Annotated in this window: 17 protein-coding genes and 4 pseudogenes; 14 read left to right on the top strand and 7 right to left on the bottom strand. The window is 68.2% G+C overall.

Annotated features, from left to right (window positions below):
- The first annotated feature begins 299 nt into the window (after nt 1-299).
- Nucleotides 300-1574 (top strand): ABC transporter substrate-binding protein, encoded by a 1275-nt coding sequence (locus CC117_RS33145; protein WP_241830636.1) that lies wholly within the window; start codon nt 300-302, stop codon nt 1572-1574.
- Nucleotides 1575-1691: 117 nt separating this feature from the next.
- A complete protein-coding gene (locus CC117_RS39660; RefSeq protein ID WP_071092206.1) occupies nt 1692-1955 on the top strand; it encodes a hypothetical protein in 264 nt (87 codons plus the stop codon).
- Here CC117_RS39660 and CC117_RS33135 read toward each other — a convergent pair.
- Nucleotides 1916-2497, bottom strand: coding sequence for a cytochrome P450 (locus CC117_RS33135; protein ID WP_241830635.1), 582 nt, complete (start codon nt 2495-2497; stop codon nt 1916-1918). The two genes, CC117_RS39660 and CC117_RS33135, sit on opposite strands and share 40 nt — an antisense overlap.
- Before the next feature lie 28 nt (nt 2498-2525).
- On the opposite strand from CC117_RS33135, the gene CC117_RS33130 reads away from it, so the two are divergent.
- Entirely contained in the window at nt 2526-2789 is a 264-nt protein-coding gene (locus tag CC117_RS33130) for a GNAT family N-acetyltransferase (protein WP_241830634.1), read from the top strand.
- 299 nt (nt 2790-3088) lie between these two features.
- Here the strand turns inward: CC117_RS33130 and CC117_RS33125 are convergent, their stop codons facing one another.
- Both CC117_RS33125 and CC117_RS33120 read right to left on the bottom strand, forming a co-directional pair.
- Complete coding sequence (locus CC117_RS33125) at nt 3089-4216, bottom strand: GNAT family N-acetyltransferase (RefSeq protein WP_071092203.1); 1128 nt, start codon at nt 4214-4216, stop codon at nt 3089-3091.
- Between the two features lie 726 nt (nt 4217-4942).
- Nucleotides 4943-5575 carry a hemerythrin domain-containing protein gene (locus CC117_RS33120; protein ID WP_071092200.1) on the bottom strand — a complete coding sequence of 211 codons (633 nt, stop codon included), beginning with the start codon at nt 5573-5575 and terminating at the stop codon, nt 4943-4945.
- A 505-nt stretch (nt 5576-6080) separates the two neighbouring features.
- Here CC117_RS33120 and CC117_RS40825 point away from each other — a divergent pair.
- The 10 genes and pseudogenes from CC117_RS40825 to CC117_RS33075 form a co-directional block, all read left to right on the top strand.
- Nucleotides 6081-6212: pseudogene (locus tag CC117_RS40825) on the top strand (kinase); the annotation flags it as partial.
- Between the two features lie 115 nt (nt 6213-6327).
- On the top strand, nt 6328-7512 hold the full coding sequence (locus CC117_RS33115; protein WP_071092197.1) for a tyrosine-type recombinase/integrase: 1185 nt from the start codon (nt 6328-6330) through the stop codon (nt 7510-7512).
- Nucleotides 7509-10076: a tyrosine-type recombinase/integrase gene (locus CC117_RS38370; protein ID WP_198542074.1), complete on the top strand. Its 2568-nt coding sequence runs from the start codon at nt 7509-7511 to the stop codon at nt 10074-10076. Before CC117_RS33115 ends, CC117_RS38370 begins: the two co-directional genes overlap by 4 nt.
- A complete protein-coding gene (locus CC117_RS33105; RefSeq protein WP_071092190.1) occupies nt 10073-10687 on the top strand; it encodes a DUF6262 family protein in 615 nt (204 codons plus the stop codon). The genes CC117_RS38370 and CC117_RS33105 overlap by 4 nt, the downstream gene beginning before the upstream one ends.
- A 49-nt stretch (nt 10688-10736) precedes the next feature.
- Entirely contained in the window at nt 10737-11060 is a 324-nt protein-coding gene (locus tag CC117_RS33100) for a hypothetical protein (RefSeq protein ID WP_071092188.1), read from the top strand.
- Nucleotides 11053-12294, top strand: coding sequence for a hypothetical protein (locus tag CC117_RS33095; RefSeq protein WP_071092186.1), 1242 nt, complete (start codon nt 11053-11055; stop codon nt 12292-12294). Before CC117_RS33100 ends, CC117_RS33095 begins: the two co-directional genes overlap by 8 nt.
- 262 nt (nt 12295-12556) lie before the next feature.
- Nucleotides 12557-12706, top strand: a pseudogene (locus tag CC117_RS40820) (kinase); the annotation flags it as partial.
- Between the two features lie 100 nt (nt 12707-12806).
- Complete coding sequence (locus tag CC117_RS37155) at nt 12807-13376, top strand: hypothetical protein (protein WP_071092180.1); 570 nt, start codon at nt 12807-12809, stop codon at nt 13374-13376.
- 502 nt (nt 13377-13878) lie between these two features.
- Complete coding sequence (locus CC117_RS33080; protein ID WP_084133150.1) at nt 13879-14358, top strand: SAM-dependent methyltransferase; 480 nt, start codon at nt 13879-13881, stop codon at nt 14356-14358.
- A 376-nt stretch (nt 14359-14734) separates the two neighbouring features.
- Nucleotides 14735-15865 carry a SpoIIE family protein phosphatase gene (locus CC117_RS33075; protein WP_241830633.1) on the top strand — a complete coding sequence of 377 codons (1131 nt, stop codon included), beginning with the start codon at nt 14735-14737 and terminating at the stop codon, nt 15863-15865.
- A 221-nt stretch (nt 15866-16086) separates the two neighbouring features.
- Here the strand turns inward: CC117_RS33075 and CC117_RS33070 are convergent, their stop codons facing one another.
- The 3 genes and pseudogenes from CC117_RS33070 to CC117_RS36910 all read right to left on the bottom strand — a co-directional run.
- Nucleotides 16087-16833 carry an NADPH-dependent F420 reductase gene (locus CC117_RS33070; protein ID WP_071092173.1) on the bottom strand — a complete coding sequence of 249 codons (747 nt, stop codon included), beginning with the start codon at nt 16831-16833 and terminating at the stop codon, nt 16087-16089.
- A gap of 240 nt (nt 16834-17073) precedes the next feature.
- Complete coding sequence (locus CC117_RS40815) at nt 17074-17373, bottom strand: hypothetical protein (RefSeq protein WP_131803184.1); 300 nt, start codon at nt 17371-17373, stop codon at nt 17074-17076.
- Nucleotides 17374-17704: 331 nt separating this feature from the next.
- Nucleotides 17705-17846 (bottom strand): annotated as a pseudogene (locus CC117_RS36910) (IS5 family transposase); the annotation flags it as partial.
- Nucleotides 17847-18051: 205 nt separating this feature from the next.
- Between CC117_RS36910 and CC117_RS33060 the strand changes: the two are divergent.
- Nucleotides 18052-19275, top strand: coding sequence for an IS256 family transposase (locus tag CC117_RS33060; RefSeq protein ID WP_456320359.1), 1224 nt, complete (start codon nt 18052-18054; stop codon nt 19273-19275).
- Between the two features lie 346 nt (nt 19276-19621).
- Here the strand turns inward: CC117_RS33060 and CC117_RS40930 are convergent.
- Nucleotides 19622-20173: pseudogene (locus tag CC117_RS40930) on the bottom strand (group II intron maturase-specific domain-containing protein); the annotation flags it as partial.
- Nucleotides 20174-20263: the final 90 nt, after the last annotated feature.

Raw genomic sequence — 20263 nt, 5'->3', positions numbered from 1 at the left:
TCCGCGACCGCAAGCACTACCAGCCGCCCGCTACCAATCCCGCACCTGAGCCGGCCCGCGCCGCTTGACAACGCCATAGAGACACCCCCCCGCGTCGTTCCGTGTTCAGGTGGCGACAAATTTTCCGTGACGGACTCGTGTCATTTCTCGCCGGACTGTCCTGTTCGTTAGCATTCTGTCCAGCACTGATTTGCTCTTCAGACAGTGATGTGAAGAGTGCGGGGAGTGGCGATCGCAGCGGCTCGTCGCCGATGGTCGTGTCCCGGATACCTCGTCCGGGACCAACGGAGGGGGACGCTGTGCGTGTTGGTGGTCGGTTCAACCGGTTAGCCGTGGCCGCTGGGTTCTTCGGCGCAGCCCTGGTCGGCTGCTCGACGGACAACAGCACGAATGTGAGTGTCGCCTGTACCGGCCCTGGGGTGACGCCTGACGCCGTCAAGATCGGATTTGTCGTCTCCGACTCCGGAGTCGGTGCCGAGGCGTTCGCGGCGGCGAGGGCCGGTATGGACGCCCGCATCGGCGCGGCGAACACGGCCGGCGGCGTCCACGGCCGGCGGGTGGAGTACGCCTGGCGCGACGACGGCGGCCAGCCCCAGCAGGCCAGCCAGGTCACCCAGGAACTCGTCCAGCAGGAGTCCGTCTTCGGGCTCGTCGCTGTCACGGTCGCGCTCAGTGAGGCGATGTCCCGGCTCGCGGAGGAACAGGTGCCGGTGGTCGGGTTCGCCGTGGAGCCAGGCTGGGCGGAGCACCAGAACATGATCTCCGATACCTACAGCGCCTCTCCGGAGACGGTGGGTCGCTACATCCAGGCTACTGGTGGCGAGAAGGTCGCCCTCGTCACCACCGGTACGGCGCAGACCACCGTGGACAGCGCGGCCCAGTACGCCGGCGCTCTGCAGAGCATCGGGCTGACGGTGACGGCGACGATCCCGTTCTCCGCGGCGGCTGACAGCCCTGCTCAGGTGGTGGCCCGTATCAAGTCCTCGGGCGCCGACTCGCTGCTCGCGCTCTCCGGGCCCGGCGACATCGCCACCATCGTGTCCACCGCCCGCGCGACCGGAGTGAATATCGGCACCGTCGTCGGGCTGAGTGGCTACGACCAGCAACTGATTACCGCCATGGGGTCGCAGCTCAGCGGGGTGTCGTTCCCCGTCTACTTCCGTCCGTTCGAGGCGGGGGGCCCGGCGATCGAGCGTTACCGTGAGTCGATGGCGAAATTCGCCCCGGAGTCCGGAAACTCCGACCAGCAGTTCGCGATGTTCGCCTACATTTATGCTGATCTGTTCCTGCGCGGTCTGGAGCTTGCCGGTCCCTGCCCGTCCCGCGAGGGTTTCATCAGYGCGCTACGTGGCCTCTCCGACTTCGACGCCGGCGGCCTCGTTACACCGGTCGATCTTGGAAAGAACATCGGAAAGCCCGCCGCCTGCAACGCCTTCGTCCAGATCAACGAAACCGGAACCGCCTTTACCGTGGTCCAGGAGCGGCTCTGCGCCGACGGCACGAACGGATCCGGAGGCGCGGCCGGAATCGGCGGAACGGGCGGTACCGGCGTGGCTGGCGAAACGGGACGCTGAACCGGACGCGCTGGGCGGGTCAGCAGGTCAGCGGATCAGCTGCTCACCGGTGTCGCGGACAACCCGTCGCTGCCGTACGCCTCCACGCTGTGCGGGGCGTGCCCGCAGGTCTGCCCGGTGGCCATCGACATCCCGTCGATGCTGGTGCACCTGCGCGGCGAGGTGGTGGAGACGGTGCCGGGCGAGCACCCCTACGAACGGGCGGTGATGGCGGCCGCGGGCTGGCTGATGGCCTCACCCCGCCGGCGGTCGGCGGCGCTGCGCCTCGCCCGGCTGGAAGTCATCCTGCTCGACGTCGACGACGCCGCCCACGCGGCCGTGGACGACGACCAGCCCGCGGGTCAGGCGGAGCAGGAGACCGTGGCGCCGCGCAGTTCGTAGCTCATCAGGCCGTCGCACCAGGTCATCTCAGGCTCGTGCTCCAGGCGCAGGCCGGGGAGGCGGAATAGCCGGTCGAGGAAGACCCGGGTCTCGTTCATCGCGACCTGGGCGCCGGGGCAGCGGTGGCTGCCGTCGCCGAAGCTCATGAAGGAGCCGACGGTCCGCATCCGCTTCGCCCGGTCCGGGTGGATGGAGTGCGGGCATTCGCCGACCGACTCTGGGTCGACGTTCGCGGCGCGGATGTCCACCGCGAGCAGCTCGCCCTTGGTGGCGGAGCCGGTGCCCAGGTCGGCGTCCTCGGTGGCCCGGCGGTGCACCATGGCGGCGACCGGCTCCAGGCGGAGGATCTCCTCCAGGATCCCGACATGCTCGGTCTCGTCGGCGGCGAGGAAACGAGCGCGCAGGCTGTCGTTGTCGAACAGGTGCCAGGCGGCCATGACGATGAACTCCCGCGTGGTCACCATCCCGGCGACCGCGTAGGTCATGCACTCGATGAGGATGGCCTTCTCCGGGTAGCCCTCTTCGATCAGATGCGAGATCACGTCGTCCTGCGGTATCTACTTCTTCGAGTTGCACGGCGACGCGCTGTTCTACGGGTTCGGCCTGCGGCCCGATCTCACCGGCCGAGGGCTCGGCGAGCAGTTCGTGCTGGCCGGGTTGGAGTTCGCCCGCCCCTTCTACGGGCAGCGCCGGGTCGTGCTCTACGTCGCCGCCTTCAACGAACGCGCCATCCGCCTGTACCAGCGCCTCGGTTTCACCGAGACCGGCCGGCATGCCGAGACGTTCGACGGTTACGGGGCCGTGGAGTTCGTCGACATGGAAAAGTCAGGCTGAGCGCCCTCTGCGCCGGGCCGGGTCGATGCGGAGGGCCTGTTCACCGAGAACGGCCCGTCGCTCGTAGACACCCGAGACCATGTGACAGAACGCCACCGAGAGCGGCGACTACTCGGATAAATCTGACCGCTGCTCACGTACTGCTCATATACACGGTCGGTTGCTCAGCTGTACCCGACGCCTACTGTAGAGATCGCTGGATCATGGCCAGTCGCCGTGCCTGGCAACGAGCTTGTTGGCCACCGGCCATGGGTCGACCGTCGTCGTAGTTCGCCAAACGCGTCGGTGCCGATGGTGATTCAGTACCGGTCCAACGCGTGCGCGTAGGGCACCGGCAGCGCCGCCGTGCCGCCACCCGGAAACCACGCCGAGCATGTTCGCCGATGGTGTTCCGGGACGACCGCCGCGAGCGTCGACGCGTCAGCGGCCGAGGAGTATCCGAGGAGCAGGCGGACCAGAAGCCCATTGTCGGGGATGAGCTCCCCGCGGGCCAGCTCGTCCATCGCGACGTCGACGGCGCCGCCGCGGTTCCGGCGCCGAAGTTCCGACTCAAGGGCTGCCAGCAGCCCCGACCGGTTCAGGATCGCGGCCATCATCCCGCCGGTCGGCGGGAACTCCTGCTGGTACGCGCAGCCCAGGTGCCGCGCGAGCCGCCCCACGACGCCATCGGACGGCTCCCGCACCCGAAACTCGCTGACACGCAGCTCCCAGGCCATCGCGGCTACGTCGGCGAGCAGACAGAGGGCGACGTCCGCGTCGCTGGCCGCCATCTCCTGGACAGTCAGCCCGAAGTAGCCGTCGCCGAACGACCGCCCCGCCACGATCGCATATCCCGCGAGCATCCCCTCGGCCTCCGCGACGATGATCTCCGAGCCTGGCCGCCAGGTCGTCCGGGTTACCAGACGGTTCCAGTCCGCGGGGCGTTCGTGGGTCCACGGCCGGTGGGCGTGCGTCGAGTTGTAAAGGTCCACCATCGCCGGCAGGTCCTCGGTCGAGCCAGGCCGGACCCGCGCGGTGGCCGGCGCAGCGGCGGCAGCGGCGCGTTCGACGTCGCGAACGCGAAGGTCCAGGTGGCCCTCGGCAACGGACGTGGCGAAGCCGAACTTCTCGTACACGCCCTGGATACCATCGGACACCGCCGCAACGGTCACCCGACGTGACATGCGCTCCAGCGTCTGGCGGAGAAGCCGGCCCATGTGGCCACGCCGACGGAAGGACGGTTGCACCTCCACCCCGCCGATACCTTCGGCGTCGACCGCCACCGCACCGAAACGCCACCGGAAGGAATGCACCTCCAGCTCGCCCACGGGCGTGTCCTCGTCTGCCACGAGCCGGCAGTAGCGCACGGACCGGTTACCCGCACCCGACTCGATCGTCTCCGTGTAGCGCAGACCGGGCTCCAGCACGACGTCGACCACCGGATGCATGTCCCGAATGTCTTCCCTCCCGGTAGATCGCGCAAATCACTGGCTGTGCCACGGTGACGTCAGCTGTCCAACGGCCTGGCGTCGCCACGGGAGCCTCAAGAGTAGGCATGCGCAACCCAGGGGAGGTACCGATCGTACCTGTGCAGGCTTCAGGCTTCTGACCAGAATCTTCTTGGTAATCGGGCCGATCTGTGGTCCGTCCCCGCGTTACACATGCCGCGCGGCCCGGCCGGTGGTTAGCAGCCCCGGGGGGGGACCCCGGCGCCGATGTTGAATCCAGAAGCATCCGGCGTGGAACGCCCGGAGCGCGGTCAAGTTCTGGCGTGAGGTGGCGCGGCTGCTGGTGCACGGGAACGTGACGTTCGCGGGGTGCGCGGGCGCGGCGGTGCGGCGGGAGTGGGGCCGGTCTCATGGGAGATGGTCTGGGCGGCGTGGCCGCTTCCCAGTCCGTTCGTCGAGCGGCCCGCTGTCGCGGAGGCGGTATGCGACGCGTGTTGCATACGCCGCACGTCGCGGACGCAGCGACATCAGATCCATCTGATTCATAGGGGCGCCTTCGTGTGAATCGTCGCCATCAGGCCGGCCGGCGGTGGGAGGATCGCCGAAAGGTAGTCGACCTTGACCAGGATTCCGATCGCCGCGTCCTGACCCCCGAGTGACGCGCTCGTGCCTCGGCGCGTCGTGGTGGCGGCGTCGGACGGCGGCGAGGCATGCCAGCGGTCCTGCTCAGGAAATCCAGAATTCACGCTGGCGGTAGCGCCTCTCCCAGGAGACACGATGAAGGATCCGGACAGGCGGTGGCATCACCGCCAGGAAATCACGCCGGCGCTCGGGAGAGGCACCATCAAGGATCCACGGCACGTAGGTCGCCGTTCCCTTCACGCCCTGCCGGCGGCGCATCTGACCGGAGAACGCCTTCCAGTGCGCGGGTGTCAGCGCCGACTGGATGAGCGGCAGTGCGGCCTTCTCCTCGTGCTGGAGATGGTGGCCTAGGACGGCCGCGACACGTTCCGCGAGATCGCCGGGGCGAGCCGCGGAGGCCTTGTCGGTCAGCGCGGCGTCGACGGCGGCGAGCAGCGGGTCGAGCTCGGCGTGTTCGGCCTCCATCTCCTCGACCAGGGCAAGGTCGGTGGGCCGGTCAGCCACCGCTTCCCGCAGCTGAGGCCACAAGGCGTTGTCCTCCACCGTGTGGTGTAGCAGCAGCTGCGTCCTGAAGTTCTCCCAGCCGGCGCGGACCCCAGGGGTTTCGCACCGGTCCGCCTCCGCCGCGGCGATGAACCGGGCGAGATCACGGCGGAAGGCATCATGTGTCACATACATCATGGTGAAGTCGATCTTCTCCGACGCTGAGACGGTCATGCTGGTCCCTCTCCTCTCCAGATACGCGCTGGGCAAGGCCGCAGGAGAGCCTGGCGTACGGCCACGGCGCGGCGTCGGTCAGGGACGCGAGGCGGTCGACGGAGACCCGAGTCGTCACACGTCGCCGCGGGCCTGCCGCTGGGTCTGTAGATGGGGCGATATCGGTGATGGCACCGCTCCAGGTGCGTGCCTGCGCGGCACCGGTTAGGAACCCACGTGGTCTTGCGGGGCAGCAGCGCAGCAGAGCCGCAGTCAGGAGCGGTGGACATCGGACGATCCTTCGGCAGGGTGGGAGCGGAAACCGTCACACCATCACCCAGACCGCGCCCAGTGGTCATTCCCTCCATGACGAACGATGTGTTCGAGGCGTCCTGTCTTCGTGACCTGCACGAATGCGTGCAGAGAGGGCTATCGCTTCGTGGGGGAACCGCCCGAGCTGGACACGCTGCGAACAAGGCGACCTGGTCGGCGCCCGTAGTGGACTGGTGCTGGCACCATGAGGGACATGCCCGACGGTTCGGTGACGGGGTCTGCTGCGGCCACGCTGGTGGTGATCCGAGGCAACTCGGGAGCGGGGAAGAGCTCGGTCGCTCGGGCGCTACGAGCGCGGGCCGGGCGCGGTGTCGCGCTGGTCGAGCTTTCCGACCGTCCTCTTGGTGTACGTGACGTCCGGAGCGGCGTGGGACGTTGATCCTTCGGCGCCGCTAACCTTTCGTGATCTCTACGTTCGGGACGTAGGGATGTGAGGGTGTGTGGACCGCAGGCGGGTTGTCGGGCAGATACGAGTCCAGGAGGTCTTCCTCGGGAGCGGGCGGCGGTCGTGGACGATCCTGTGGCCCGAGGGCGCGGTCTACGAGGAGGCGGACCGGTTCCTGCGTCGGTACGACGGCGAGCCGGGTACGCAGCGGACGTACGCGTACCTGCTGGTGGATCACCTGCGGTGGCTTGAACGCGAAGCGCTGGAGCTCGAGGCGGTGCGGCTGCGGGATCTTCAGCGGTACATGGGGATCGTCGGTGCCGAGGTGCGGATGCCGCTGGGTGAGCCGTGGCGGGTGGGCAAGCAGCCGTACGGCGCGACCACCTTGGGCACCGCGGCGTCGGTGCTGAAGGCCTTCTACCTTGGGCTGCCGGACGAGCATCGCCACGTCGAGCTTCGCCGGGACCTGGACCAGGTTCGGTTGCCGTCGAAGGTGGACCGGAACAGGTCGTTGCTGGGGCATGTGACCTCGACGATGCCGGCCAACCCGCTGGCACCGGTCAAGGGCGGCCGGCGGCATCCGAAGATGCTGCCAGACGAGGGCCGTGGCCGGCTGCTGCGGAAGGCGACCACGGCTCGCGACCGGATGATCGTCACGTGGCTGTATGACGGCGGGTTCCGGATCGGCGAGCTGTGCGGGCTGCATCTGGCGGACCTGCACTTACGGGAGAACGCCGAGTGCGCCCAGGCGCGCAGCGCCCACGTGCACATCTGCCACCGCGAGGGCAACGTCAACAAGGCCAGGGTGAAGACGAAACACCCCTGGCAGTTGGTGAACGGGGTCGTGCACGGCGGGTTGATCCGCCGGGTCAGCTCCGAGATGATCCACACCTACTTCGCCTACATGACCAGCGACTATCCCCGCTCGGCGGCGACCGGTCACGGGATGTTGCTGGTGCAGCTCGCCGGCGAGGACTACGGACAGCCGCTGTCGGCCGCTGGTGCCCGCGGCATGTTCCGCCGGGCCGGGCTGCGTGCCGGGCTCGGCCGGGTGCACCCGCACCAGGCGCGGCACACCTTCGCCACCGCGGTCCTGGACGCCTCGGCCGGCAACCTCACGATCGCCCGCGACGCCGGCGGTTGGGCGTCCGCCGCCACGGTTGACCAGATCTACGGCCACACGGACATCCACAATCCACAGTTCGACGCGGCCCTGCGCAAGGTCTGGAACCAGACGTGACCGAGCCCGTCGCTCGACTCGTCCCGCCGCATCCGGGCCGGGAGTCGCGGGACCGGCTGGAGATTCTGACCGCCCTGATCGGCGGGCCGGGCTTCGACCCTCTGTTCCGGGACGACGTCATCCGCGTCCCCCGCGACCATCCGGCACTGCACTGGAACTGCCTGATCGAAGGCTGCGACGGCTACATCCGCGCCCGCGAGCTGTGCGGAAACCACCTGAACCGCTGGCGCGAGGCGGAGGCTGCCGGCGTGGAACGGCTGGAGTTCCTGCGCACCGCCACGCCGGTCGCCGCGCAGAAGCGGCTGGCCGCGCCCGGCGGCTGCCGCGTGCCGCGGTGCGGCCGGCCGGCGGAGCGGAAGGTGCTCGTCGAGCTGTGCACCTTCCACCTGCGCCGCTGGCAGGCGTGCGCCGGATCGGTGCACGTGCTGGACGACGGCGAGTTCGAGGCATGGTTGTCCGTCCAGACGCCGTGCACCTCGTTCGGCGCATGCGCCGCGCAGTGCTGCACCGATCTGGCCCGCTCGCCGCTGCGGCTGTGCGAGGACCACGAGAAGCTCTACCGACGGGCCGGGTCCCCCGGCGGCGCTCGACTGCCGTCCAACTGGGGCCGCTGGTTAGACCGCCGCGGTCGCAGCGTCGCGGTCGCCTATGACGACGAGCCGGCGTTTCGCCGCTGGTGCCGCCAGGTCCCGCCGGCGCCGCGCCCGGGACAGATCAGCCTTCACGGCCTGAGCCCGCTGGTCACGGCGGAACTGAAGTGGGCCCTGCACGCCTACACCCAGCGCAGCGACCACACCCGGTGGTGGATGCACGCGATCCTGCGGGTCGTCGACGGCTGCCACGGTCTCACCTCGATGGCGGACTACGACCTCGACGGCGCGGGCGCTCACGAGCGGATGATCGTGACCGAGATTCGCCGCGATCTGGAGATCGTCTACGTGACGCCGAGCGAGAGCAAGACGGCCGGGTACATCGACTTCGAGCACTTCGGCCGCAGGATCACCCATCTCAACAGCAGGTTCGACCTGACCCTGATCCCGCAGCGGTGGCTTCGTGATCTGCTCTGGGACCACCTAGCGGACCTTCTCCGTTCAGTCGACTGCCCCCGCGGCCGGGGCACCTACTTCGCGATCCGCGTCGCGGTGCAGGAACTCGCGGCGTTTCTGGAGGCCAACGCTCCCGGAGGCGGCCAGGACCCACCGCTGCTGCGCGCGGGACACGTCGAGCTGTTCGTCGCCGATCATCGGCGCCGAGCCCGAGACCAGCTGCCGGCGCTACGGCCGAGCTACCACACCAGGCGGCCCGTCGTCACCGACGTCACCTGCAAGAGCACCTTCGACATCCTGCGCAGGATCATGCGGGCGGCGTTGGAGTCCGGCCGCACCGAGCCGGTCGGGCTGGACCGGGAGTTCGTCGTCTCCTTCCCGGCAGGAGACAAGCCCGTTTTCCGGCCCCGCAGCCCCTACACCGACGACACCGCCCGCTCTCTTGCCGAGCCGGCCAACCTCGCCCTGCTCGCCCAGACCGACATCGAGGACCGGGGAGCCCGCGACATCTGGGAGACGATCGTCATCACGGGGCGGCGGGCCGGCGAAGTTCTCGGGCTGCGGCTGGACTGCGTCGGGATCTACAACGGCGTTCCGCTCCTCTGGCACGACCAGACCAAGGTCGGCAACTACAACGAGGCCATCCGCATCCCCGACCACACCTACCAGCGGCTGCGGGACCGGCAACGCACGACCGTCACCCGCTTCGAGCAGCGCTACGCGCGGACACCGACGCCGCAGGAACGCGCGACCATGGCGATGTTCCCCCGCGGCTACAAGAACCCCCACGGCACGTATCCCGTCAGCTACACCTGGTTCCACGGGCACTTCCGCCGCTGGCTGCACGGCCTCAACCTCGGCCCGGCGGTCCCGCACCAGGCCCGCCACACGCTCGCGACCAGACTGCTGGCCGCCGGCGCGAGCCTGGCGCACATCAAGCGATACCTCGGCCATGTCTCCGAACGGATGACCGAGCACTACGCCAAGGTCGCGCTCAGCGACCTCGACGACGTTCTCCAGCAGGTCTGGGTCACCGGTCCCGGCGCGCCACAACCCGGTCAGCTGATCTCCGACAGGTTGACGCCGCTGTCGAGCGAGCAGGCCCACGCCTTGGCGATCGACCTCGGACGGCGCGCCACCCCGACCGAAGGCGGGATCTGCACCTACCAAGTCGTCGTCGACGGCGGCGCCTGTCCCTGGAAGCTGGACTGCGAGCACTGCGACAAGTTCGTGATGACCGGCGCCGACCTGCTCTATTGGCGGCGCAAACGCGAGCAGTGGTATTCCCTCGCCGAACGCGCACCCACCGACGAGATGGCCGACTGGCTGCACCAGCAGTTCGAGCCCACGGCCCGCGCCATCGCCGGACTGGAACGCGCACTCGCCGGACTCGGCCTGCTCGACGACGCAGCCGCGCTGGACCTGCGCCGCCCCCAGGACTACTTCCACCGCCTCTGGACCACCGCGTTCCGCACTACCGACCTGGCCACCATCGACGGCGTGGAGGCCACCGCATGACCAACTCTGAAGCGGGAACGGCGCGCACGACGGCCGCGAACCAGGCCCGCCAGCAGGCCACCCGCGACAAGCTCGACCGCATCGAGGCGACGCTGCGCACCCTGCGCCGCGAGCGAACTCCGGTCACCTACCCGGCCGTCGCGCGGCGGGCCGGAGTCTCGCGCACCTTCCTCTACCAGAATGCCGACGCCAAGAAACTCGTGACCACCGCGATCGCCGCCAGCGGCGACCAGCGACGCCGAACCCACGCAACACACGACGCGCAAGTCGAAGCGTCCTGGCACCAGCGGGCTCTCAACGCCGAGGACGCCCTCAAGGCCACCTACACCGAGATCGACACCCAACGGAAACGGATCGGCATCCTCCTCGGACAACTCCGAGACCTGCAAGCCGAGTACATCGAGGGCACCGCCCAACGCGTCGCCGAAGAGAACACCGCGCTCAAGCAGCGCGTCCACCAGCTCACCGACGACAACCGGGGCCTGGAACAGAAGCTGCACGCCGCCCGCTCCAACAACCGCTTCCTCGACAGGCGTCTCGCCGACCTCGAAGCCGAACTCATCGACGCCCAGCTGAACCGCCCGACAAGCGCCCGACCCGGTGGTCCCTGATCGGTGCCGCACCTGTATCCCGGCGGGCACTAAACCCTATGCTGGGCCGGTGACTGACGAGCGCGTCGAGGTGCTGATTGCCACTGCCGACGAGGACGACGCCGGCGCGCTACGTGCGGCACTCGGCCCAGCGGCGCCCGAGGGCGTGCACGTGTTCGAGCGCAAGAACCTGGGGGGCGACGCCGCGACCTGGCTGGTTCTCGCCTCGCTGCTGGCCCCACAGATCCCGGCGGTGCTGACGTTCGTGCTAGGGCTGGTCGACCGCAACCGGGTCGGGGTCATCAAGGTCGGCGATGTCGAGATCGTCAACCCGACCCCCGAACAGGTGGAGCGGCTGCTGGCCGACCGCGCGCCCCAAGCGCCCGGTGGATGAGGCGCTGCTGCGCACCGTGGTGGAGGCCCAGCTCGGTCGCCACCACAGCTGGAAGTTCTACGACCGGCGGAAGCCGACCTATCTCAACCTCGTGCTCGCCCACGCCGAGCGCCGCGCCAACCGGCCGGTGAACCTAGTCTGGGTCGAGGGCGGCTTCCCTGAACTCTTCACCCTGCAAGGCGGCGGCGTCACGGTGCCGGTGTTCAGCACGCGGTACGTCGAGATGTCCGGCGTCCTGCGCAAGACTCTCTCGAACGACTACAGCGACGCAGCGCTGCGCCGCGAGCAGGCTGAGTACGCCACGCTGCGGCTCATCGGCGAGATGGCGCTGCGGCTGGGCCACGCCGACCTCGCCGCGCGGTGCCTGGCGCTGTCGGTACTCGAGCGGCAGATCTGGATCCCGGACCTGGGCTACAACGACTACGAGATGCCGCCATATGACGAGGGCTACGCCGCGCATTGGTACTTCGCCATTCTGCACGAGATCGGCCACTCGGTGCCGTCCCCGAACGCCGGCCTCGTGGCCGACGGGATTATGCGTGCCGCAGTAGAAGTCGCGGGCCTCGACCCCGACCATGTGCACCGGTCGCTACAGCCGGCCGAGCTGCGCGCCGAGGTCGTAGCCGACATGTTCGCCGCCAGCATGCTGCTCGAAACCACCATGCTGATCATGGAAGACCGGGGCGAGGACTTCGACCCGTTGGTGTTCATGGGCGAGTGCCTGCTGACCGCGGCCGTGGTCGAGCTCGTCGAGCGCTGCCGGCGGTTCGTGCTGGACCCGGCGCCCGACGCGGCGGCCGTCGGTGGCATCGCGCTGCACATCCGCGAGATCTTCCTGCGCGGGCAGATCATCGACGACCTGCGCGCGCTGTTCGGCCCGGAGGGCCCGCCGGAGCAGGTCATCGCCGGCGCGCTGATCGAGATCCACGACGCGTACGTCGCCCCGGCGCTGCGCGACATCGCGCCCGGCGTCGCCGCGGCGATGAGCCAGGCGCGGGCGGCCGAACCGAGCACGACCGCGATCCTCGCCCGCCTGCGGGCCGAGACGACCGGCCCCGACCCCAGCGTCGGCCAGCAATTCGAGCTGCGCCGTCTGAATGAGCCACTCCGACTGAGCCCGACCACTAGCCCGCTGCTGTCCGAGCTGGCAGACCTCGCCCAGGCCGCCCCGTCGTGGCTCGACACAATCACAGGTCCCGGCCCGGACCCTGGCTCGTCCACAACGTCGCGTTAACCAAGATCGGACCCGCACTCATGCCGCGATCCGAGCGCGGCTCCTCGCGCGTCCAGCGACGATCTGTGATCGGAACGGACCCGTACTCCTTTCCGCCCACTCGATGCCCGTGGTCGGCCGCCCGCGCGTCGCTCGCTACCGACGTCCGAATCTCGGGAAACCGTGCGATGTGGCTTCGCCTGCGCTAGCCAACGTCACGAACATGTTCACGACGTGTATGCCCAGCTCAGAGGCGACTCAACACGCATAGACGGTCGGTAAGGTCGAGCAGGACTACCTGCGCCGCGTGGTCCTGAGGGAACCGGACGATCCCGGCGGGTTCGCTCCAGCGCTGATCGATCAGACCGTGCGATTCTGCCTTGATCGCGGCGTCCACGTCGCGCTGGAGGGCATCCTCGCCGCGGCCCGCCACGCCGTCTGTCGGTGCATATGGGAGCCGCCGCCGCACGGTCGAGTACGCGTCCAGTCTGTTCGACGAGGCGTGGGCAGCCAGCCCACGGTCGCATCAGATCATGGACGTACTGCTGCACGCATTGTCGGCTGCACCGCCGTTTCCTGGGCAAGGCGAGCAGTTGCGGGCGCGCGCGGAGGACGCGGTCGCCGCGTATCCCGACGACCACACTTTCCGGTTTCGGCTCGCGACCGGGCAGCGACGGTGTGCCCGCTTCACCGAGGCGGTGGACAGTCTCGATGCGGCTCTTCGGCTGCTGTCCGCTGCCAGGCTGTGGGACTCGCCATTCCGGCAGCAATACCTGCGGGACCGTGAGGTGTCGCTCGATCTGATGCGGGGCTACGCCCGTACAGCCACGCGGCAGCAGGACGCCGAGAGCCGCGATGAGGACATCCAGCAGGTGCGGGACCGGCTCCAAGACCCCAGCATGATGATCCGCCTCGTCGGGCTCGTTGCCGCCCTCGCCGTGGCGATCACGGTCTTCGCTGCCGGCGTGGCCGAGACCGACCCGACGGCCTCCGTGCGCACCCGGCTCGGGCAGGAAGTTGCTCTCGGTGCGAGCCTCCTGCTGCTGGCCCTGATGGTCACCACCGCCACCCGGTTCGTCGGGCGGCACGAGAAGCCGCGGTAGCCATCACGGCGGACTGTCAGCAGCCGATCCCACGTCGGTGCCAGTGGCTGGATCAAGCGCCTGCTGGCCGCACGAGGAGATGATCCCGCTGGCGGATCACGCGCTGTCCTGGTCACGCGCCCACCGAGCGGTGTCGTTCCGCGAGTCCACTGGCATGCCCACGGTAGCGAATCGATCACACCGCGGGGAGTAGGGGCCGGTACCGCCGCGAAGCGATAGCTGCTCCCCTCAGCGTTTTCCCAGCTCAAGCGGGGTCGAGACGGACGAACAGGTTCTTCGTCCTGAAGGGAATGACCCTCGGGCGCCGCCGGGACGATGGTGTAGCGGTCCCATTTTGCCTACCGTCAGTGAGGGCCGTACCCGTGACGAGGATCGCCTGTCCGACGCACCGTGACCAGCCCCGCAGCCCCAGACCCGACTCGGCCGACCACCGCGCCCAGCGGTGCCGACAGCCAAACACGGGCCCCCTCCGAACGACACGGGCGTCGCGGGGGCGTTCCTGATGGGCGCCGACGCTATCGCCCCGGTGGGTTCCGAGAGTCCGAACGTGACGCGGCTCTACGGCTTCTTCCTCGGTGGCGCGCACGGCTTCCCGGCCGACCGGGAAGCGGCGGCGACGCTGGAGGAGACCTGGCCGCAGATCCGTGACACCGTGCGGGACAACCTTCTGTTCCTGGGTGAGGCGGTCCGTTTCCTCGCCGGTGAGGTCGGCATTCGCCGGTTCCTCGACATCGGGTCGAGCATGCCGACGATGGGCAATGTCCACGAGCTCGCCCAGCAGCTGGCGCCGGACGCCCGGGTCGTCTACGTGGACAACGACCCAGTCGTACTCGCACAGCCTCCAAGGCTCTCACCGGCATGTTCGCGGTGGTCGGGGTCGGTGCCTGGTCCATACCCGCGTTGCACACGGCTCGGAAGAGATATTCCGCCACCGCGCTGCCAGATCCTCGTTGACGACGCCATCCCAAACCAGCCTAGGTGAAGCCGAAGGCGTTCTCATGCAATCATGAAAATCGGCCGTCAAAGCCTCGGCGGATCGGACAGGACGACGTTCTCTCGAAACGGCGGCGTACAGACGCACACTACCGAGAGGTTCGCTTTTCACGCTCCGACGGTCTCCTCCAGCGCCGCGAGATCGTCAGGCCAGACAAGGGTCGCCACGGCATGACCATGGCGTGTGATCCCTACGCTGCCATGGGCGCACTCGACATCACCGATGGCCTGCGTCGCAGTCCGCCGATTCGTCCAGTTAGGTGAGGATTCTTCTCGTTTCTCGCGAGCTCGGGCGCTGCCACGAGCAGTACCGTTAGCTAGGTCGTGACTACTAATTGTTTGCGGGTCGGAGATCGGTGTACATGATGAGCAAGCGATTCGGCTTGGCCGAGCCGGCGTCCTCCCGGACGTCGCCGGAGGTCGGGGCTGCTGCGCTGGCCGCCGCCGTAGACGTCGGGATGTGGGAGTATGACTTCCCGAGTGATCGGGCGCGCTGGGACCGGCGCACCGCCGAGTTGCACGGCCTCGACCCGGACTGCCTCCGCGGGACGATGGACACACTCTTCGCTCATGTCCACCCCGACGACATCCAGGCGGTGCGAACCGGGACAGAAGCGGCCCGGCAAGGGGTCGGCTTGTCCCCTATGGAGTACCGGGTGGTGCACTCCGACGGCTCCTACACGTGGATCTACGGCCGCGGCGGGGTCGTGTCGTGGTCGCGGCGGGGCCGCCCCCTCCGCTCGATCGGCATTTCCGGCGACGCCACCCCATGGAGATCGACCGTCGAGATCCTGCAACGCGCGATCCTGCCACTGGCCATGCCGGAACTGCCCGGGATCGAGCTGGTCGCACGTTACCTGCCCGCCGGCCGCGACATCGAGATCGGCGGTGACTGGTACGACGCCACCGCGCTCCCTGATGGCAACATTCTCCTGATGATTGGCGACGTCGGCGGTCACGGCCTGCCCGCCGTCGCGGCCATGGCCGAACTGCGCCATGCCGCCCGCGCCTACGCGTACGAGGGCCATTCACCCGCAGCCATCACAACCCAGCTCTCCGCGAATCTCGCCCCCGACGTGGATGGGCCCCTCGCCACCGCGGTCGTGGCGCTCTTCGCCTCGGACACTGGCCGGCTTACCTGGTCCTGCGCCGGCCACCCGCCACCGCTCCTGCTCACCGGCAAGGACGCGGCCTACCTCGACGACACCCACGGTCCCACCCTCGGCGTCGAACCCGCGTTCGTCTACGACCAGAGCGACCTACGTCTGGCGCCTGGAACCCGGCTACTTCTCTACACCGACGGGCTCGTGGAACGCCGGGACGTATCCATCACAGACGGGCTCGACACCTTCGCCGCGACCGTGTCCACCGCGGCTGAGGACCCACACCAGAACCTCCAAGGTTTGGCCAACCTCTGCGACAGCGTCCTCGCCACCGTCATCGGCACCGCCGACCGAGAGGACGACCTGTGCCTCCTCGCCATCCAGACGTCCTGACCCTCTGATCACGAATTTCCCTAGCCGTGAGGGCTGACCGTCACGGAGCTGACTCCGACGATGCCGGCGAGGGCAGCCCGGCGTGTTGCGCGCGCCGCGTCAGTCGTTGAATCCGCCGGCGCTGCCGAAACATCACGAGTGGGTCGGCTCGCAACAGCGTTCCGCAAGGCGCGCTGCCTGGCCGAGCCTGATGGGTCCCCCTCGGGCGGCGGCACGGCCGACTACATGCAGATGGCGCGGTTGAGGCGGGGCAGGTAATCCGTGTCCGGGTTGGTCGTCCCGTCGCCCATCCGCTCGGCCATGGCCGCGGCCGCCAGATCGCGGCGCTTCGGCAGTCGTGCCTTCTCCGCTGCGGCCAGCGCCGCTCCCATCGCGTCACGGGTCAGGTCGGTGCAGTAGGCCGGCGCTCCGGGTTGTTGGCGCCACGAGTCTGCGAGGCTGCCGGCGTCGAAGGCGTCGAGACCCGTGTCCTCGACGAGCTTCAGCGTTACCCGTCGATCCTCGTCGCGATCGGCGGCAATGGGGAGTGCGATCCGGTCCGGCGCGCCGGCCGGCTTGCCCTTCTCCGCGAAGGAGGCAGCGCCGATCGCGTTCCATGCCTTGGCGATCGGACGACCGAGTTGTTCGGCCACCCATAGGCTCTCGACCTGCCCCGCCTCGACAGCATCAATCTTGCCATCGCGGGCGGGATAGTAGTTCGACGTGTCGATCACGACTGTCTCGTCCGGAACCGCGGAGAGCAATGGTGCCACGGCCGGGATCTTACTGAAGGGGATGGAGAGGATCACGACGTCGATATCCTTCACTGCGTCGGCCGCGGGAACCGCGCACGCACCCGAGACCAGCACGTCGGCACCGATCGTTTCCGGTCCCCGCGAGTTGGCCACCTTCACGTCGTGCCCGGCCGCACTCAACTTCAGAGCGAGGGTTTTGCCAATATACCCGGCACCAATAACTCCTATCCTCATGCGAAAACTCCTTTTACTATTCACTATTTCATTCGAAATTAGGACGCTCGTTTTACCCGTGACAGCAATTTTCGGCAAGGTCGCGGAGACGACCGACCGACTTCTCGCCGGCACCTGGYGGCACCCAGAGTCCATGCGGCCGACACGGCAAGCGGAACAGGTCGTGCGCGCTGGACATCCACGCGCGCCCGGCACCCTGGCCGGCCTTCTGCACGACCTGCCTTCCCGCCTGCACAACACCTATAACAAAACGGATGCCGACTCCGTATTTGGACAGTATGAAACGGGAGGCAGCATCCGTTCAAATCCGGCGCTGGAACTCCGCCGGGGTGGCCAGTGGGTTTCGCGGCTACTGTAGCAACCGAGCATCATGATCGCGTTGAGTGGTCGTTCGGGTCGGCGGACGTGATGACGTAGCGCCTGGGCGATGTTGGTGGTGCCGGTCAGGCACAGAATCGCGATCGCGAGGTTGCGCAGGCGGGCCATGACCTGGGGTGCGGTGCCGATGCGGGCGCGGTGGGGGTCCTCGTCGAAGATCACGTCGCGGATCCAGTGCAGTCGGTTCTCACTGTCCAGTGGCCGCGAGCAAGGTCGGTGAGCAGGGCGGAACTGGCCTGGCGGGTCGGCAGGCTGGTGATCGCGTGGAAGGTCTCGGTCTGCGCTGGTCCGTCGGCAACGCAGGTCTTTGAGCTCGGGATGGGAATCTCGCTGGTCTTCGTGTCGCCGTCCCGGGTACCGCGCAGGGTTCTCCCGTCGACAGCGATCCGTCGCCGTGTCCTCGGCCGGGTAGTCGCGGCGGTGGCCCAGGTTCCGAGGAGGGTGTCCAACCGGTCGGCGGCGATGGTGACCGTTGCTTCGTAGCGAACGGCGAGTTTGTCGTAGCGGTTCGCGGCCTGGTCCTTCTTCTCCGGGATGGTGGCGCGGATCCCGCGCCGGCGCGGGTAGGCCCGGTTCCCCTTCGAGCTGTACGCCTTGTCCGCCAGCACCCGATCCGGACACGTCCTCGGCCGGCCGGTGCCGTGACGACCGTTCCGGGCTCTGCCGCCGACGCCTGTCGCTGGAAGGCTTCCAGTTCGGTCCGCGTCGCGCCGGAGAACGCGGACATCTCGGGCACGGCTCCCGCCACAGCCGGGACTGTTTCAAGATCGGTGTTTCCGGCCCGACACGCCGGGCCTAGGTCCGGCGGGATGGGCACAGTGAGTGATGACATCGGGTGATATGAGCCCTCGCAGGCAAGATCGGGATTCGGGGCGGCAGCTGTCGCCGGAGCAGGCCGCGGCAGCGGCGATGGTCGCGGACGCGAAGGCGCGGGGCCTGGCGCTGACCGGCCCGGACGGTCTGTTGAAGCTGTTTACCAAGACGGTGCTGGAAACAGCATTGCAGGAAGAAATGGTCGAACATCTCGGCCACGAGAAGAACCATGCCGATCATGATCGGGAGAGCACGAACATCCGAAACGGCAGCCGGACGAAGACTGTCGTCTCCGAAGCGGCCGGCGAAGTGGAGATCGCGGTTCCGCGGGACCGTGAGGGCACATTTGAGCCGCAGATCGTGAAGAAGCGGCAGCGACGCCTTTCGGGTGTGGACGAGATCGTGCTGTCGCTGTACGCGAAAGGGCTCACGACCGGGGAGATCTCGGCGCATTTCGCTGAAATCTACGGGGCGTCGGTGTCGAAGGAGACGATCTCCCGGATCACGGACGCGGTCCTGGGTGAGATGAGCGACTGGGCCTCGCGGCCCCTCGACCGCGTCTACGCCGCGATCTTCGTGGACGCTGTGGTCGTGAAGATCCGCGACGGGCAGGTCGCCAACCGGCCTGTCTACGCGGCGATCGGGGTCACCCTCGACGGCCACAAGGACGTCCTGGGCCTGTGGGCCGGGTCCGGCGGCGAAGGCGCCAAATTTTGGATGTCGGTGCTTACGGACCTGCGTAACCGTGGTGTGGCGGACGTGTTCTTCCTCGTCTGCGACGGGTTGAAAGGCCTGCCCGAGGTGGTCGAGAACGTGTGGCCCGCTACCACCGTCCAAACCTGCATAATTCATCTGATCCGCAACACTTTCCGGCTGGCTTCGCGTGCCGACCACGACGCCATCAAACGCGACCTCAAGCCCATTTATACCGCGCCGACGCCGGCGGCCGCCGCGGAGGCGATGGACGCGTTCGAGGAATCCTGGGGGAAGAAGTATCGGGCGGTGGTCCGGTTGTGGCGGAACGCCTGGTCGGGTAGCCCCGGCGCGTTGCCGCGCCGGGGCCCCCTCAGAACCGGACTGGCGAGTCGTCCCCGCATCCGGCTCAAGCAGGCCCCGAGGGGCCGCAGGATGGTGCGTGGCGGTGGTGTTGTGGCTGGTCACCGCGCCGCGCGGATGTGCGGGCGCAGGACGTGTGCACGAGGCGTGAAGCGTCGGGTCCGGTCGTCCGGCCCGGTCGCCGGTCGGTGGTGATCGCCTGTCGGCGGACCGCCGATCGGACTGTGTTGACCCACTGTTCCCAGTCGTCAGGCGACTGTGGGTCATGGTCGTGCAGGAGCCGTTCGCCGCAGAGCGGGCATCGCCCGCGCTGGCGGTCGAGTTGGATGAGCCCCCATCTGTCGATCGGGGGTTTCCCGCGTCGGCCGCGCGCCGCCCAGTAACCGACCCGGTCGGGGTCATCCGGGGATGCGCGGCCGTCGACCATCTGGTGCCGGACGACCTTGGTCCAGGCAGTCTTGGTGAGGTAGGCGCCACTGTCGCGGTCGCCGAACACCCACCGGTCAGCCCGGGACCTGTTGAACGTGCCGTAGTAACGGGCAATCACCCATTTCTTCGGCTTGTTCCGGTGGTTGCGCACCGCCCACTTGAATGTCAGCCACCACAGGTAGCTGTCGATCGTGGTGAAGGTGTGTTTGGAGACCACCGTCCGGTAGTAGGCCGCCCATCCCCGAAGGATCGGGTTGAGACGAGTGATCACCATGGTGGCGTTCCCGCCACGCAGGTTTCTCATCTCGGCGCGCAGCCGTTTCCGGAGTCGCTTCACCGCCACCGCGCTCGGCTTGATGAGGAGCTTGCCGTTGGAGTACCGGCGGACATGGAACCCGAGGAAGTCGAAGCCTTCCGTGAGGTGGACGATGCGGGTCTTGTCCTCATGGAAGGCCAGTCCTCTCGGTGTCAGCCAGTCGACGAGCCGCGCCTTGACCTGCTCGACCTGGTCACGGGAGTGACACAGGGCCACGAGATCGTCGGCGTATCTCACCACCACCGGGCTGCCTGGAGCGGTGTGACCAACATGAGTGCCGGTCAGGTATCGCACCCCGGCGGCGTCCTCCATCCCGTGCAGCGCCACGTTCATCAGCAACGGTGAAATTACGCCTCCAACGCACTTGGCAACTTCGAGTTCGAGGTCACGCTGAGCTACCGGCGGCTGGAACTGCCTCGGCGTGTCGAGGTGACGTCA

Source organism: Parafrankia colletiae (assembly GCF_001854655.1).
Taxonomy (GTDB): Bacteria; Actinomycetota; Actinomycetes; order Frankiales; family Frankiaceae; genus Parafrankia; species Parafrankia colletiae.
This window is presented reverse-complemented; position numbering and strand designations above follow the sequence as displayed.